Genomic DNA, 15,122 nt, shown 5'->3' on the forward strand with positions numbered 1-15,122 from the left:
GAGGGGCGCCGGGCATCCGGTGCGACGGCGCGGGCTTTTTGCGGTTCGAGCGAAAGTCGGTCGTGATTCGACAGAAGGCATGGACAGCGGAATCGAAACAGCTTAATGTCTTCGCCATCACGCAAGTGTTTCAGCGAGGTGAACCGGCGGCGCGGTGATCCATCGACCCCCTCCCCCGCTACGGCATCCGGCGCGACGGCGCGCGCCCGCCCTGGCATTCGAACGTCAGGAAGGGACGGACAGCCAGTGTCCTCACACGATGGCGCGTTCGGCCGGCGAACGGCGTCGGTCAGCTCCGCACTGCTCCTGGTCGCCGCCGCCGGGCTGATCGCCCTCGGCAGCCCGGCCCCCGCCCAGGCCCACACCATCAACCCCACCGACTTCCAGCAGGTCACCCTGGCCAAGGGGGAGCCCGAGGTCGGCGAGCCGATGACCATCGCGGTGCTGCCCGACCGGTCGGTGCTGCACACCGCCCGCAACGGCACGCTTCGGCGCACCGACGCCGCCGGCACCACCACCGTGGTGGGCACGATCCCCGTCTACACCCACGACGAGGAGGGCCTGCAGGGCGTCGGGGTGGACCCGAACTTCACCACCAACCGGCACGTCTACCTGTACTACGCCCCGCCGCTGTCCACCCCCGCCGGGGACGCCCCGGCCACCGGCACGGACTTCTCCGCCTGGCAGGGCGTGAACCGGCTGTCCCGGTTCACCCTCAACGCCAACTGGACGCTGAACACGTCCAGCCAGGTCACCATCCTGGACGTGCCGGCCGACCGGGGCATCTGCTGTCACGTCGGCGGGGACATCGACTTCGACGCGGCCGGGAACCTGTACCTGTCGACAGGTGACGACAGCAACCCGTTCGACTCCGCCGGGTACGCGCCGATCGACGAGCGGACCAACCGCAACCCCGCGTACGACGCGCAGCGCAGCGCGGCCAACAGCAATGACCTGCGCGGCAAGATCCTGCGGATCAGGGTGAACGCGGACGGCAGCTACTCGGTCCCGGCCGGGAACATGTTCGCCCCGGGCACCGCGCGGACCCGTCCGGAGATCTACGCGATGGGGTTCCGCAACCCGTTCCGGATGAGCGTGGACAGGGCCACCGGGGTGGTCTACGTCGGCGACTACGGCCCGGACGCCGGCACCACCGGCGCGCGCGGCCCCAGTGGACAGGTCGAGTTCAACCGGGTGACCGGGCCGGGCAACTACGGCTGGCCGTACTGCACGGGCACGAACACCGCCGCCGAGACGTACGCGGAGTGGGACTTCGCCGCCGGCACCGCAGGGGCGAAGTACAACTGCGCCGGTGGGCCGACGAACAACTCGTTCCGCAACACCGGCCTGCCCACCCTGCCCGCGGCCCAGCCGGCCTGGATCCGGTACGCCGGTGACGCCGGCACCCCGCCGGAGTTCGGTGGCGGCTCCGAGTCGCCGATGGCCGGTCCGGTCTACCGCTACAGCGCGTCGAACCCGTCCACCACGAAGTTCCCGCAGTCCTTCGACGGCCAGTTCTTCGCCACCGAGTTGGGCCGGGGCTGGATCAAACCGATCCACGTCAACGCCGACGGCTCCCGAGGGGCCATCGACGCGTCGTTCCCCTGGAACGGCAAGCAGGTCATGGACTCCGCGTTCGGCCCGGACGGTGCGCTGTACGTCCTCGACTACGGCACCGGCTACTTCAACGGTGACGCCAACTCGGCGCTGTACCGGTACGACTACGTCGGCGGTGGCAACCGCGCGCCGACGGCCGTCGCCGCCGCCGACCGGACCTCCGGGGCGGCCCCGCTGACGGTGAACTTCTCGTCGGCCGGGTCGTCGGACCCGGAGGGTGGGGCGTTGACCTACTCGTGGGCGTTCGGTGACGGCACCACCTCCACGGCGGCCAACCCCGGCAAGACGTTCACCGCCAACGGCACCTACAACGTCACCCTGACCGTCCGGGACCCGCAGGGCGCGACCGGCACGGCCAGCGTGCAGATCGGCGTCGGCAACACCGCCCCGACGGTCACCATCACCGGCCCGGCGAACGGTTCGCTGTTCTCCTACGGCGACACGGTGCCGTTCAGCATCACCGTCACCGATCCCGAGGACGGCACCATCGACTGCGCCAGGGTCAGGATGACCTACGTGCTCGGCCACGACCAGCACGGTCACCAGATCACCGCGAAGAACGGCTGCTCCGGCTCGATCACCATCCCGGTCGACGGCGAGCACGACGACGCGGCGAACATCTTCGCGGTCTTCGACGCCGAGTACACCGACGCCGGCGGGCTGACCACCCACCGGCAGCACACCCTCCAGCCGCGCAAGCGCCAGGCCGAGCACTTCAAGACCTCGTCCGGGATCACCGTCTACGACAAGACCCCCGCCGAGGGCGGCAAGACCGTCGGCAGCATCGACAACGGCGACTGGATCGCGTTCGAGCCGTACCGGCTGGACAGGGCCACCTCGTTCAGCGCCCGGGTCTCCTCCAACGGTGTCGGCGGCACCCTCCAGGTGCGCACGGGTTCACCCACCGGCACCGTGCTGGGCCAGGCGACCGTCCCGGTCACCGGCGGCTGGGAGACCTTCACCACCGTCACCGGCACCCTCTCCGGCGCGCCGGCCAGCACCGGCACGCTCTACCTCACCTTCGCCGGGGGCACCGGGGCGCTGTTCGACCTCGACACGTTCACGTTCGTCACCGGCGGCACCGCCGGTACCGGGCCGATCGTCGGGCTCGGCGGCAAGTGCCTCGACGTCCGCAACGCCGCCACCGCCGACGGCACCCAGATCCAGATCTACACCTGCAACGGCACCGCCGCACAGACCTGGACGGTCACCCCGAACAGCACCGTGAAAGCGCTGGGTAAGTGCCTGGACGTCTCCGGTGGCGGTACCGCCGACGGCACGAAGATCCAACTCTGGACCTGTAACGGCACCGCGGCGCAGAACTGGTCCGCGCAGGCCGACGGCACCCTGCGCAACCCCCAGTCCGGCAAGTGCCTCGACGTGTCCGACAACAGCGCCACCGACGGCCAGGCCGTCCACCTCTGGACCTGCCTGGCCGCCGCCAACCAGAAGTGGACCCTGCCGTAACCCGCCCGCCGGGGCACCCTCGGGGTGCCCCGGCACCACCCTCCACCCCGTCCGGGAGAGTGACATGCGCAGACTCCTTCGATCCGTCCTCGGCGCGGTGACCGCCGCCGCCGCGGTGCTTGCCGTCCCGACGCCGGCCGGTGCGGCCGACGCCCCGTACGACGTGCTGGTGTTCTCCAAGACCGCCGGGTTCCGCCACGACTCGATCGCCGTCGGTATCCAGGCGATCCGGGAACTCGGCACCGCGAACGGTTTCACCGTGACCGCGACCGAGGACGCGGCCCGGTTCACCACCGCGAACCTGGCCCAGTACGAGGCGGTGGTCTTCCTCAACACCACAGGCGACGTCCTGGACGCCACCCAGCAGTCCGCCTTCGAGTCGTACGTCAACGGCGGTGGCGGGTACGTCGGCGTCCACGCCGCCGCCGACACCGAGTACGGCTGGTCGTACTACGGCAGCCTGGTAGGCGGCTACTTCGCCTCACACCCGGCCATCCAGCAGGCGAACGTCCGCGTCGAGAACCGGGCGCACCCGGCCACCGGGCACCTGCCGCAGACCTGGACCCGCACCGACGAGTGGTACAACTACCAGACCAACCCGCGCTCGGGCGCCCGGGTCCTCGCCACCCTGGACGAGTCGTCGTACTCGGGTGGGTCGATGGGCGGTGACCATCCGATCTCCTGGTGCAAGACGGTCAACTCCGGCCGATCGTTCTACACCGGCCTGGGGCACACCCAGGGGTCGTACACGGAGGCGGCGTTCCGCGGCCACCTGCTCGGCGGCATCCGGTACGCGGCCGGCCGGGCCAAGGCCGACTGCCGCCCGGAAACCGGCTACGTCACCCTCTACAACGGGTCCACCACCGGCTGGTCGCAGGCCGGGCCGGGCAGCTTCGGCAACGCCGACGCCACCCTCACCTCCGTCGGCGGCATGGGCCTGTACTGGTACAGCGCCAGGCAGTTCACCAACTACTCGCTGAAGCTGGACTGGCGGATGGCCGGCGACGACAACTCGGGCGTCTTCATCGGCTTCCCACCGTCGACCGACCCCTGGTCGGCGGTGGACAACGGGTACGAGATCCAGATCGACGCCACCGACGCGGCCGACCGCACCACCGGCGCGGTCTACACCTTCCAGTCCGCCGACCTGGCCGCCCGGGACGCGGCCCTGAACCCGCCGGGAGAGTGGAACACCTACGAGCTGCTGGTCGAGGGGGAACGGCTCCAGGTCCTCCTCAACGGTCGGAAGATCAACGACTTCACCAACACCGACCCGGCCCGCTCGCTCGCCGGCCACATCGGACTCCAGAACCACGGTACGGGCGACGACGTGTCGTTCCGCAACGTCCGGATCAAGGAGCTGGGCGGCACCCCGGGCGGTACCACCACCGTGCAGGCCGAGGCGTTCGGCTCGGCCAACGGGGTCAGCGCGTTCACCAAGGCCGGGGCCAACGGCGGGCAGACCCTCGGCTACGTCGACCCGGGTGACTGGGCCGCGTACCCGGGTCTCGACCTGACCGGGGTCACCTCGCTGCGGGCCCGGGTGGTCTCCGGTGGGGCGGGCGGCACCATCGGCATCAGGACCGGCTCGGCCACCGGCCCGCTGCTCGGCCAGGTGGCGGTGCCCAACACCGGAGGCTGGACCACGTACGCCGACGTCGGCACCACCCTGGCCGGGGTGCCCACCGGTACGCAGACCGTGTACCTGACCTTCACCGGCGCCGGGACCGGTCTGTTCGACGTGGACGACTTCACCCTGGTCCGGGGCGGCGGAACCCCCGGCACCCCGGGGACCGGTCTGTTCGACGTGGACGACTTCACCCTGGTCCGGGGCGGCGGAACCCCCGGCACCCCGGGGACCGGGCCGATCGTCGGGCTCGGCGGCAAGTGCCTCGACGTCCGCAACGCGGCGACCGCCGACGGCACCCAGGTCCAGATCTGGACCTGCAACGGCAGTGCCGCACAGACCTGGACGGTCACCCCGAACAGCACCGTCAAGACGCTGGGCAAGTGCCTGGACGTCTCCGGTGGCGGCTCCGCCGACGGCACGAAGATCCAACTCTGGACCTGCAACGGCAGCGGTGCCCAGAACTGGTCCGCGCAGGCCGACGGCACCCTGCGCAACCCCCAGTCCGGCAAGTGCCTGGACGTGTCCAACAACAGCGCCACCGACGGCCAGGCCGTCCACCTGTGGACCTGTCTGGCCGCCGCCAACCAGAAGTGGACCCTTCCGTGACCCGGTAGGCGGCCACCCGTGTCCCCGCTGCCGGTCCGGCAGCGGGGGCACGTCGGGTCTTCGGCCTGACGACGGCGGATGGCCGTCCGCCGTCGTCAGGCAGGTGTCAGCCGACGGTGACGTCGCCCGTCGACGCCGGTGCGGTCACCGGCGTGCCGGGTGCGGTCCGTCGCGGGCCCCGGGCCAGGACGTACCCGAGCAGGACCGCCATCACGGCGGTGCCCACCCACATGGCCTGCTGCCAGCCGTCCACGAAGGACTCCTGGGCGGCGCGGACCAGCGCGGGTGCCTGGGCACCGGCGGTGTCGGAGGCGGCGATGGCGGTGGCGATGCCCTCGCGGGCGGCGTCGGCGGTGTCGGCGGGGACCGTGTCGAGGTGGGTGTCGACGGCACTGCGGTAGCCGGCGGTCAGGACCGCGCCGAGCAGCGCGACGCCGATCGCGGTGCCGAACTCCCGGGTGACGTCGTTGAGGGCGGACGCGACACCCTGGCGGTCGCGGGGCAGGGCGGAGGTGATGGCCTCGGTGGAGGGGGTCTGGGTGAGGCCCATGCCGAGTCCCATGGCGAGCATGCCGGGCAGGATCGCCAGGTAGCCGCCGTCGACGGAGACGAGGGTGGCCATCAGGGCCAGACCCGCGCCGCCGAGCACGATGCCGGTGGCCATGGTGGCGCGGGCCCGGCCCGGGCGGCCACCCGTGGGGCGAGGCCGGAGGACAGCATCATCGTCGCCGCCATGGGCATGAGCGCGACGGTGGCGCGCAGGCCGGACCAGCCGAGGACGGCCTGGAAGTAGGGGAACAGGACGACGAAGATTCCCGCCTGGACGCCGAAGAGCGCCAGCAGCGCCAGCGAGCCGCTGGCGAGGCGTCGGTCGCCGAACAGTCGGACGTCGAGCAGGGGTGCCGGCCGGCGTAGTTCCCACACCACGAAGCCGATCGCGGCGACGACACCGACGAGCAGGCTCGCCGTGGTCAGCGGCGCGGTCCAGCCGTGGAGCGGGCCCTCGTGCAGGACGTAGATGAGGGCGGTCACGGCGACCACGGACGTCAGCGACCCGACGACGTCGAAGCGGTGCCGCGTCTGCTCGCGGGAGTTCGGGACGGCCCGTAGGGCCGTGACGGCGGCGGCGACGACGAGGACGACCGGCAGCAGGAACAGCCATCGCCAGTTCGCCCAGTCGACGAGCACTGCGGACAGGTACATGCCGAGGATGCCGCCGCCACCGGCGACGCCGGTCCAGATGCCGATGGCCTTGGAGCGTTCCCCGTCGGGGAAGGTGGAGGTGATGACGGCCAGCGTGACCGGCATGATCATCGCGGCGCCGACGCCGGCGAGCAGCCGGGCGGCGATCATCATCGCGGCGGAGGTGGCCAGGCCGGCCGCCGCGCTGGCGACGCCGAACAGGGCCAGGCCGGCGAGCAGGATCGGCTTGCGGCCCACCCGGTCGCCGAGCGCGCCGAGCGGGAGCAGCAGCGCGGCCAGGCTGAGGGTGTAGATGTTGATCATCCACAGGACGGTGCTCTGCGACGCGTCGAACTCGACGGCGACCTGCGGCTGGGCGACGTTGAGCCCGGAGACGGAGGCGATGACCGCCATCAGGGCGATACACACCGCGATCAGGATGGCACGGCGTCGACGCGGGTCGTGGACCGTCGCGTCGGGGCCGTTCACGTGGGACAGGCTGTCGGGCGAGGACATGCGCGGGTTTCCTTTCGAGGGCGCAGTTCGGTACGGCGCCGGGGGCGGACCTCGGTCCCGGCGTCGCGGCGAGGGTGGGGTCAGGGGCGGCGGGTGGCGCGTACGACGACGTCGTGCAGGGCGACGGTGCGTCCGCCGGGCCCGGGGATGCCCCGGTGGTGTTCCTGGGCGGTGTGGATCTCCCACTCGGCCACGTCCAGGCCGGCGGTGATGTCGGCGAGGGTGACCGTCGCCTCGGCGGGGTGGTGGTGCCCGTGGCCGCCGGGGTGCGGCGTGTGCCCGTGGCCGACGATCAGCAGGGTGCCGCCGGTCGCCACCCACCCGCCGATGCGCCGGTAGAACGCGAGGTGCGGCATCGCGGGGTGCGCGTAGTGGGTGGTGACCAGGTCGAAGCGGACGCCCGGCTCCCAGCCGGTCAGGTCCGCCTCCACCCACCGGATCGGCGTTCCGGTCAGTCCGGCGGCGCTCGCGCGGTCGGCGGCGCGGGTCAGGGCCTCGGCGGCGATGTCGACGGCGGTGACCCGCCAGCCACGGGTGGCCAGCCAGATCGCCTCCGCGCCGGCACCACACCCGGCGTCCAGCGCGGTGCCCGGTGCCAGGCCGGCGGCCTCCCGGGCGAGGTACGGGTTCGGCGGGTTGCCCGCCATGGAGCCGGGCCGGTGCCCGGCCGTGGGCTGCCAGTGCCGTTGCCAGTAGTCCTGGTCGAAGCGGTGCGTCATCGGACAGCCTCCGCGACCGTGACGATCTCCTTCGGTTCGGTCATCCGACCTGTCCTTTCCCGTCGTCGCCAGTCATGAGGCGATCCTGCGACCACCGGGGAGAACCCGCAAAGATTCTTGCCGAATGGCAAAATGGCCTGGTGGACGAGAACCTGAACCGCACCCTCGACGCGGTCGGACCCCGGCTCAAGCAGCTACGGCTGCGCCGCAACATCACCCTCACCGACCTCGCCGAGGAGACCGGCATCTCCGCCAGCACCCTGTCCCGGCTCGAAGCGGGCCTACGACGCCCCACCCTCGAACAGTTGCTCCCGCTCGCCCGCGCCCACAGCGTCACCATCGACGAACTCGTGGACGCACCGCTGACCGGTGACCCCCGGATCAACCTGCGACCCATCGCCGCCGCCGACGGCGTGACCATCCTGCCGCTGACCCGCCGGCCCGGCGGCATCCAGGCCTACAAGTTCGTCCTGCCGGCGGGCGACGACGACCGCGTGCCCGACCTGCGCACCCATGAGGGGTACGACTGGGTCTACGTCCTCAACGGCACCCTGCGCCTGGTCCTCGGCGACGACGACCTCACCCTGCAGCCCGGGGAGGCCGCCGAGTTCGACACCCGCACCCCGCACTGGTTCGGCGCGACCAGCTCCGGGCCCGTCGAGTTCCTCAGCCTCGTCGGCAGACAGGGCGAACGCGCCCACGTACGCGCCGCACCACGACCGGGCACCACCGCGTGAGCAGGCTTGTCCCCCGCGAGAGCTACCCGCAGGTGTCCACCGCACGGTGACGATTCCCGGCCCGCCGATCCCTAGCGTTCCAGGTGGCCCGCGGCACTTCGGCCGCCCACCTCGCAAAGGAACCCGTCATGCGTGTGTTGAAACAGGTCGTCGCCGTCGCGGCAGCCGCTCTCGTCGGCAGCCGGGCCGTCGCGGCGGTGCAGGACAACCCCTGGCTCACCCTGCTCCTCGGCACGGCGACCGCCGTGGCCACGCTCCTCGCGTACCGGTGGGTGGTGCGTCGTACCGAGGGACGGGAGGTCACGGAGCTGGCCCGGTCCGGTGCCGGCACCCGGATCGTCCGGGGCGCGGTCATCGGGTTCGTCATGTTCGCCGCCGTCGTCGTCACCATCGCCCTGCTGGGTGGCTACCACGTGCACGGCATGGGTTCGGTGACCGGCATGGTGGGCCTGTTCGGGTTCATGGCGGCCGCCGCCGTGACCGAGGAGTTGCTCTTCCGGGGCCTGCTGTTCCGCCTCGTCGAGGAACGCCTCGGGACCTGGCTGTCGCTGCTGGTGACCGGGGTGCTGTTCGGCCTGGTCCACCTGGCCAACCCCGACGCGAGCGTGTGGGGCGCGACCGCCGTCACGATCGAGGCGGGCTTCATGCTCGCCGCCTGCTACGCCGCCACCCGCACCCTGTGGGTGCCGATCGGGCTGCACTTCGGGTGGAACTTCGCCGCCGCGGGGATCTTCAGCGTCGTGGTCTCCGGCAACGGCGAGTCGCAGGGACTGCTGGACGCCACCATGTCGGGCCCGATGCTGCTCAGCGGTGGCGACTTCGGGCCGGAGGCCAGCCTGTTCACGGTGCTGGCAGGGCTGGCACTGACCGTGGTGTTCCTGGGGCTGGCCCACCGTCGGGGTCGCATCGTACCGCGTCGCCGGCCGGTCGACGTGCCGGCGGCAGACGTTACCGTCTCCTGATGGTCGACCTGCGGACGCTTGCGGACAGGTGGCGGCGCTGGCCGGTCACGGTCCGGGATCTCCCGCTGGCGCTGCTGCTCGCCCTCGCCTGCGCGCCGATCCCGGTGTTGCAGGACCGCAGCACGCAACTCGGTGACCTGCCCGGCCGCCCGTTCGACGCGTTGGCCGTGGTGGCGATCGCCCTGGAGTGCCTCCCGCTGGCCGTCCGCCGGCGGTGGCCCGGGATCTGCCTCGCCCTGGTGTCCCTCGGCTTCGCCGTCGACCAGGTACGCGCCTACCACACCGTCGCGGGCACCGCGCTGGCCGTCGCGTTGCTCAGCGCCGGCGTCCACCTGGAACGTCGTCGGCGCGCCACCCTGGTCGTGGGCTCCGCCGCGTACGTCGCCCTGGCGGTCACCCTGCACCGGCAGGGGTCGACGGAGGGTGTGGGTGGTTTCCTCACCTTCTACCTGGCGTTGACCCTCGCCTGGGGCGTCGGGGCCTGGCTGCGGCAGAGCCGGGCCGCCGAGGCCGAACGCCGCCAGCGGGCCGCCGAGGCCGCCCGCGCCACCGAACGCGCCCGCATCGCCGGTGAACTGCACGACATCGTGACCCACCACGTGACGGCGATGGTCGTGCAGGCCGAGGCGGCACGCTACCTGACGGCCGTCCCGGACCGCCTCGACACCACCCTCACCGCCATCACCGACACCGGCCGGAGGGCCATCGCCGACCTGCGGATCCTGCTCGACCTGCTCGACCCCGACCACCACGCCGACCCGCGCGTGCCGTCCGTCGGGGAGCTGCCCGCACTGGTCGAGCAGACCCGGCGGGCCGGGCAGCCGGTGGAGTTCACCCAGGACGGCAGCCCGGCGGAGACCACCGGCGGCGCGGAGGCCGCCGCCTACCGGGTCGTGCAGGAGGCGCTGACGAACGCCCTGAAGTACGCCCACGGCAGCCGTACCGCCGTGCACGTCCACCATGGGAAGAGGGAGATCACGGTGGAGATCAGCACCGCCGGCCCGGGTACGCGCCCCGCCGGCCCGGGTGGGAGCGGGCGCGGCCTGGCCGGGCTGCGTGACCGCGTCACCGTGCTCGGCGGCGAGTTCAGCGCGCAACGCCGGGAGGACGACGGCTTCGTCGTCCGGGCCCGCATCCCCACCGGTGACGCGTCATGACCGCGCCGATCCGGGTGCTGGTCTGCGACGACCAGGCGCTGATCCGTACCGGCTTCGCGACGATCATCGGCGCTCAACCCGACCTGGAGGTGGTGGGCGAGTGCGGGAACGGGCGCGAGGCGGTCGATCTCGCCGGGCGGCTGCGTCCGGACGTGGTGGTGATGGACGTGCGGATGCCGGTCCTCGACGGCATCGCGGCGACCCGCCTGTTGGCCGGCAGTGGGGTGACCCACCCGGTCAGGGTGCTCGTGGTGACGACGTTCAACCTCGACGAGTACGTCTACCAGGCGCTGCGCGCCGGGGCGAGCGGCTTCCTGCTCAAGGACGCCCCACCGGCGCAGCTGCTGCACGGCATCCGCACCGTCGCCGGCGGGGCGGCGCTGCTGGCACCGGAGGTGACCCGGCAACTCGTCGGCCGGTACGCGGCCCGCATCCGTCCCGCCGGGGGCACCCCGGACGACACGGGCCTGACGCCGCGCGAGTTGGAGGTGCTGCGCCTGATCGCCGACGGCCTGTCCAACAGCGAGATAGCGGCCCGGCTGGTGATCAGTCAGGAGACCGTCAAGACGTACGTCTCACGCATCCTCACCAAGCTGGACCTGCGCGACCGTGTGCAGGCGGTGGTGTACGCGTACCGGACCGGGCTGGTGACCTGAACGCCCCGGCACCGTCACGTGCACAGGGGGTGACACGGGCCATGGAAATGGTTACTCTTGTATCAGTATTTCGATACAAGGAGGGGTCATGACCACTGGTGGCCGGTATCGAATGGTCGGGATGGCCGTCGGTGTGGGGACCGCCTTCGCACTGACCCGCACCTACCTGTTTGATCTGGCTCCGATCGCCCTGGTCCTGGCGACCCTCCTCGGCGCTCTCGCCAGCGAAGCCGTCACACCACGACCGGGCCGGGGCCGTGGCACCGCCAGCCTGGTTCCCCGACGCGTCCGGGATTACGCGCCGAGACGGGAAGTCGTCGTGGTCGCGCTGCTCGGGGTCGGCATCATGCTCTTCGCCGGCTTCCCCACCCCCGAACGACCTGACCACGAAGTCAAGTACTTCGGCACCGCGGCACCGGTCAGCCTCACGAGCACACTGATCACACTTGGTGTCACCGCCGCCCTGACCCTCGTCATCGTATGGCTGATCGTCCGTGCTCCCCAGGCGGGAGCCGACGAGGCGGATGCGGCAGCGGACAACACCTGGCGTCACGCCGCCATCCGCCGCACGGTCTACACCTGCACGGCGGTGTTCGCCATCGTGTTCACCACCCTCGCCTTCTGGTACGCCGATCGCCAGTGGGATTGGCGCGCTGGTGGCTCACCTGCCTGGGGTCTCGCCCTCAGCCTCCTCGCCGGGCTCGGCCTGATCATCTTCGGCGGCTATGCGGGTGCCCTGGTGATGGCCCCGCACCGGCTCCCCGGCGCCGTGACCGGTGCCGCCAGCCACATCGGTGCCGACGGGGTAGCCGGATGACGAGCGGCCCCGCCATCCGGATCAACCCGTCCTCGGCTGTTCCCCCGTTCGAACAGGTCCGTCAGCAGATCGCCGAGCTGATCCGGTGGGGGGTGCTCGCGGAAGGGCAGCGACTCCCGACGGTCAGGCAACTCGCCGCCGATCTGGGGCTGGCCAACGGAACCGTGGCTCGCGCATACCAGGAGCTGGAGGCGGCCGGCCTGGTCGTCACCAGACGGGCGGCCGGCACCCGGGTGGCTTCCGCAGCCGTCCTACAGCCAGACGCCCGTCTCGAAGCCCTGACCCTGCGGGCCCGTGAGTTCGTCACCGCCGGTCGTCTCCTCGGTGCCGGTGATGACGAACTCACCGACGCCCTCGCTGCCGCGCTGAAAGCAACGCCATCAGCCGTAGCGGGCCCCTGAGATCGACAGCGTCCTGCCGCATCATCGGGCGATCTACCGAGATCGGATCCTCGACGCTGAGGCTCAAGCGGGCTGCCGGTCGGGGACGCGCAGCCGCAGCAGCGGCAGGCAGGACAGGAGCAGACCGCCCGCACCCACCCACAGGGCCACCCGGGCACCGGCGGCGGCCCCCAGCACGGTGCCCGCCAGCGCACCCACCGGCATCGCCCCGCCGAGCAGGAACCGCATGGTGGCGTTCATCCGGCCGAGCAGTTCCGGCGGGCACAACTGTTGGCGCAGGCTGACCTGGGCCACGTTGGAGGCTGTCGCTCCCGCCCACAGCAGCAGGTAGCCGCCGGCCGCCAGCCAGATCCCGCCGACGCTGTCGATCAGGGGGGTGAGCAGCGCGCACGGCGCGGTGGCGAGGAGGCAGAGCCAGACCGCTCGGTACTGCCCGAGCCGGCGGGTCAGCCGCCGGGCCACCACCGCGCCGAGGATGCCGCCGGCGCCGCCCGCGCTGAAGTACGCGCTGGCCGTCGCCGGGGACGCGCCCAGCTCGCTGACCAGCCGCACCGGCACCATCGTCTGCACCATCAGGGCGAACATGTTGTACGCGCCGCCGGCCAGCGCCAGCACCCGCAGCACCGGGTGGCGCAGCACGTAGGCCACACCGTCGCGGATCTGCCCGGCGAGCCGGGACCGGCCGGTGGCGGCGGGCCGCGGATCGGCCGTCCGGATCCGGGCCAGGTACGCGGCGGATCCGGCGAACCCCACCGCGATCAGCAGGACGGCGGGTCCGGTGCCGGCCAACTCGACGGCCAGCCCGGCCAGTGCGGGCCCCGCGACCTGCGCCACCGCGAGGGTGGTGCTCAGCCGGGCGTTGCCCTCGACCAGCTCGTCGGGCCGCACCACCCGGGGCAGGTAACTCTGGTGCGCGACGTCGAAGAACACGGTGAGCACCCCGACGCCGAGGACGACGACGTACAACTGGCCGAGCGCCACCCCGCCCGGTGCCGCCGGCACGGCCAGCGAGGCGACGAGCACGGCCCGCCCCAGGTCGGTGCCGATGAGCAGCCGCCGCTGCCGCACCCGGTCGACGACCGCGCCGGCGGGCAGGCCGACGACCAGGAACGCCACCGTGCCCAGGGTGCCGACCAGACCCACCTGCCAGGCGGAGGCGTGCATCGGGCCGGCCGCCACCAACGGCAGCGCCACCAGGGCCATCCGCGCACCGAACTGGCTCGCGACCGCCCCGAGCCACAGGGACCGGAAGTCGTGCTGTCGGAGCAGCCCGCCACGGCGGTACGCCACGTCAGGTGGACGGGGCCGTGGTCGGGGTGTCGGCCGCCCGCAGCCACGTCGCCCGTAGCAGGTCGGCGGCCCGGTCGGCGGCGATGTCGGGCCGCTCGGCCAGCAGGGCGAAGAACCGGACCAGAGCGGCACCGACCGGAGCGGCGGCCGGCAGCACCTCGGGGTCGTGGTGGACGGTCACCTCCGGCTGCTCGGCCGACCACGTCACCGCCAGGTGCAGCGCGTTGTGGGCGGGGAACCCGCGCCGACCTGCGGGCGGTCGTACGCTGCTGCGCAGCAGCCGGCCCGCCGGACCGATCGTGGCGTTGCCCACCGTGACGGTGGGCTCCGCCGCCACCACGTTGAGCACGAGCCGACGCCGTTCCCGCAGGGCTTCCACCCCACCGAAGTCGGTGAGCCACTGGCCGAGCAGCGGCGGCGCGGCGGCGTTGACGGCGGTGAGAGCACGGACATGGTCGGCGAGCGAGGCGGACGCAGGGTGGCCCGGTGGCACGCTCACCACCGCCTCGTGCAGCGCGCCGGGCACCTCGACGCTCTCCCGGGTCCACCGGCCGCCCCGCGCGTACAGCACCGGGACGTCCCCGTCGGCCCAGAGTCCCAGCAGGAACGACAGGGCCGCCAGGAGCAGACCAGAGCCGGTCGCGCCGGTGAGTTCCCGGCCGTACCGGATGGCCTGGGTAGTTGCGCCGTCGAGCCGCAGCGGCGAGGCGGCGCTGGCGGTGGTGTCCCGCCACGGCTTCCAGCGCCCGCCGGGGAAGGCGACGGCGGGAACGTCCCGGCTCATCGCCTCCGCCCAGAACTCCCGGGACGCCGAGCGCCGTGGGTCCGCGGCGACCTCGGCCGCGTGGGCGAAGAACGACGGCAGCGGCGACGGCGTGCGCTCCGGATGCTGGTACGCCGCAGCCACCCGGCGCACGAACCGGGTGTGCGTCGCGTGGTCGGCGAAGCCGTGGTCCACCACGAGGGCGAGCGCGTGCTCGTCCGGGGCCAGCCGCACCAGGCATGCCCCGGCCAGCGGGTCGTGGCGCAGGTCGATCGGCGCGTACACCGCCTCGCCGAGCGCCGCCCCGGCCACCTCCAGCAGCCGGTCCGCCGACACGTCGGCACAGTCCACCGTGGTCACCGGGAAGGGCTGCTCGGGTCCGTACACCAGCTCCGGGCCCGGGGCGAACCGGGCCCGCCACACGTCGTTGCCGGCGGCGACGGCCCGCATGGCGGCGGCCAGGCGCGGCACGTCCACCTCGCCCCGGACGTGCCACAGCGTCCAGGCCCGGGGCATCGGGTTGTGCCGGGGCAGGCCGGCCCCGTCGGTGTCGCTGAGCAGCAGCAGTTCGCGCTGCGCGCCGTAGGGCGGCACCCCCACCC

The 15,122-nt window shown here is 72.5% G+C and carries 13 protein-coding genes; 8 read left to right on the forward strand and 5 right to left on the reverse strand.

Annotated elements, in window-relative coordinates; translation table 11 throughout:
• Positions 1-105 precede the first annotated feature (105 nt).
• Both ACN265_RS18500 and ACN265_RS18505 read left to right on the forward strand, forming a co-directional pair.
• Positions 106-3,084, forward strand: a complete 2,979-nt coding sequence (locus ACN265_RS18500; protein ID WP_421408706.1) for a PQQ-dependent sugar dehydrogenase — start codon at positions 106-108, stop codon at positions 3,082-3,084.
• Between the two features lie 64 nt (positions 3,085-3,148).
• Positions 3,149-5,320 (forward strand): ThuA domain-containing protein, encoded by a 2,172-nt coding sequence (locus ACN265_RS18505; protein ID WP_421408707.1) that lies wholly within the window; start codon positions 3,149-3,151, stop codon positions 5,318-5,320.
• A 106-nt stretch (positions 5,321-5,426) separates the two neighbouring features.
• Here the strand turns inward: ACN265_RS18505 and ACN265_RS18510 are convergent, their stop codons facing one another.
• The 3 genes from ACN265_RS18510 to ACN265_RS18520 form a co-directional block, all read right to left on the reverse strand.
• Complete coding sequence (locus ACN265_RS18510; protein ID WP_421408708.1) at positions 5,427-5,984, reverse strand: hypothetical protein; 558 nt, start codon at positions 5,982-5,984, stop codon at positions 5,427-5,429.
• A complete protein-coding gene (locus ACN265_RS18515) occupies positions 5,942-7,018 on the reverse strand; it encodes an MFS transporter (protein WP_421408709.1) in 1,077 nt (358 codons plus the stop codon). The genes ACN265_RS18510 and ACN265_RS18515 overlap by 43 nt, the downstream gene beginning before the upstream one ends.
• An 80-nt stretch (positions 7,019-7,098) precedes the next feature.
• Positions 7,099-7,737 carry a class I SAM-dependent methyltransferase gene (locus ACN265_RS18520; protein WP_421408710.1) on the reverse strand — a complete coding sequence of 213 codons (639 nt, stop codon included), beginning with the start codon at positions 7,735-7,737 and terminating at the stop codon, positions 7,099-7,101.
• Positions 7,738-7,877: 140 nt separating this feature from the next.
• Here ACN265_RS18520 and ACN265_RS18525 point away from each other — a divergent pair, with 140 nt between their 5' ends.
• From ACN265_RS18525 to ACN265_RS18550, 6 genes are all read left to right on the forward strand, one after another.
• Complete coding sequence (locus ACN265_RS18525; protein ID WP_420115754.1) at positions 7,878-8,474, forward strand: helix-turn-helix domain-containing protein; 597 nt, start codon at positions 7,878-7,880, stop codon at positions 8,472-8,474.
• 128 nt (positions 8,475-8,602) lie between these two features.
• The gene (locus ACN265_RS18530; RefSeq protein WP_421408711.1) at positions 8,603-9,436 is read left to right on the forward strand and encodes a CPBP family intramembrane glutamic endopeptidase; all 834 of its coding nucleotides are present in this window, start codon (positions 8,603-8,605) and stop codon (positions 9,434-9,436) included.
• On the forward strand, positions 9,436-10,593 hold the full coding sequence (locus ACN265_RS18535) for a sensor histidine kinase (RefSeq protein ID WP_421408712.1): 1,158 nt from the start codon (positions 9,436-9,438) through the stop codon (positions 10,591-10,593). The genes ACN265_RS18530 and ACN265_RS18535 overlap by 1 nt, the downstream gene beginning before the upstream one ends.
• Complete coding sequence (locus ACN265_RS18540; protein ID WP_421408713.1) at positions 10,590-11,249, forward strand: response regulator; 660 nt, start codon at positions 10,590-10,592, stop codon at positions 11,247-11,249. Before ACN265_RS18535 ends, ACN265_RS18540 begins: the two co-directional genes overlap by 4 nt.
• A gap of 88 nt (positions 11,250-11,337) precedes the next feature.
• Complete coding sequence (locus ACN265_RS18545) at positions 11,338-12,066, forward strand: hypothetical protein (protein ID WP_420115758.1); 729 nt, start codon at positions 11,338-11,340, stop codon at positions 12,064-12,066.
• The gene (locus tag ACN265_RS18550; protein WP_204925193.1) at positions 12,063-12,467 is read left to right on the forward strand and encodes a GntR family transcriptional regulator; all 405 of its coding nucleotides are present in this window, start codon (positions 12,063-12,065) and stop codon (positions 12,465-12,467) included. The genes ACN265_RS18545 and ACN265_RS18550 overlap by 4 nt, the downstream gene beginning before the upstream one ends.
• Before the next feature lie 63 nt (positions 12,468-12,530).
• On the opposite strand, the gene ACN265_RS18555 is transcribed toward ACN265_RS18550, so the two are convergent.
• Together ACN265_RS18555 and ACN265_RS18560 are read right to left on the reverse strand one after the other, a co-directional pair.
• The gene (locus ACN265_RS18555) at positions 12,531-13,757 is read right to left on the reverse strand and encodes an MFS transporter (RefSeq protein ID WP_420116190.1); all 1,227 of its coding nucleotides are present in this window, start codon (positions 13,755-13,757) and stop codon (positions 12,531-12,533) included.
• 1 nt (position 13,758) lies between these two features.
• Positions 13,759-15,120: a condensation domain-containing protein gene (locus tag ACN265_RS18560; protein ID WP_421408714.1), complete on the reverse strand. Its 1,362-nt coding sequence runs from the start codon at positions 15,118-15,120 to the stop codon at positions 13,759-13,761.
• Positions 15,121-15,122 lie beyond the last annotated feature (2 nt).

It is taken from the genome of Micromonospora sp. WMMD730 (assembly GCF_049178955.1).
Lineage (GTDB): Bacteria > Actinomycetota > Actinomycetes > Mycobacteriales > Micromonosporaceae > Micromonospora > Micromonospora wenchangensis.

Coding starts and splice junctions, on each gene's coding strand:
- ACN265_RS18510 (WP_421408708.1), bottom strand. CDS start 5,984: ATGGCCACCGGCATCGTGCTCGGCGGCGCGGGTCTGGCCCTGATGGCC.
- ACN265_RS18505 (WP_421408707.1), top strand. CDS start 3,149: ATGCGCAGACTCCTTCGATCCGTCCTCGGCGCGGTGACCGCCGCCGCC.
- ACN265_RS18540 (WP_421408713.1), top strand. CDS start 10,590: ATGACCGCGCCGATCCGGGTGCTGGTCTGCGACGACCAGGCGCTGATC.
- ACN265_RS18515 (WP_421408709.1), bottom strand. CDS start 7,018: ATGTCCTCGCCCGACAGCCTGTCCCACGTGAACGGCCCCGACGCGACG.
- ACN265_RS18545 (WP_420115758.1), top strand. CDS start 11,338: ATGACCACTGGTGGCCGGTATCGAATGGTCGGGATGGCCGTCGGTGTG.
- ACN265_RS18500 (WP_421408706.1), top strand. CDS start 106: ATGTCTTCGCCATCACGCAAGTGTTTCAGCGAGGTGAACCGGCGGCGC.
- ACN265_RS18530 (WP_421408711.1), top strand. CDS start 8,603: ATGCGTGTGTTGAAACAGGTCGTCGCCGTCGCGGCAGCCGCTCTCGTC.
- ACN265_RS18520 (WP_421408710.1), bottom strand. CDS start 7,737: ATGACGCACCGCTTCGACCAGGACTACTGGCAACGGCACTGGCAGCCC.
- ACN265_RS18550 (WP_204925193.1), top strand. CDS start 12,063: ATGACGAGCGGCCCCGCCATCCGGATCAACCCGTCCTCGGCTGTTCCC.
- ACN265_RS18535 (WP_421408712.1), top strand. CDS start 9,436: ATGGTCGACCTGCGGACGCTTGCGGACAGGTGGCGGCGCTGGCCGGTC.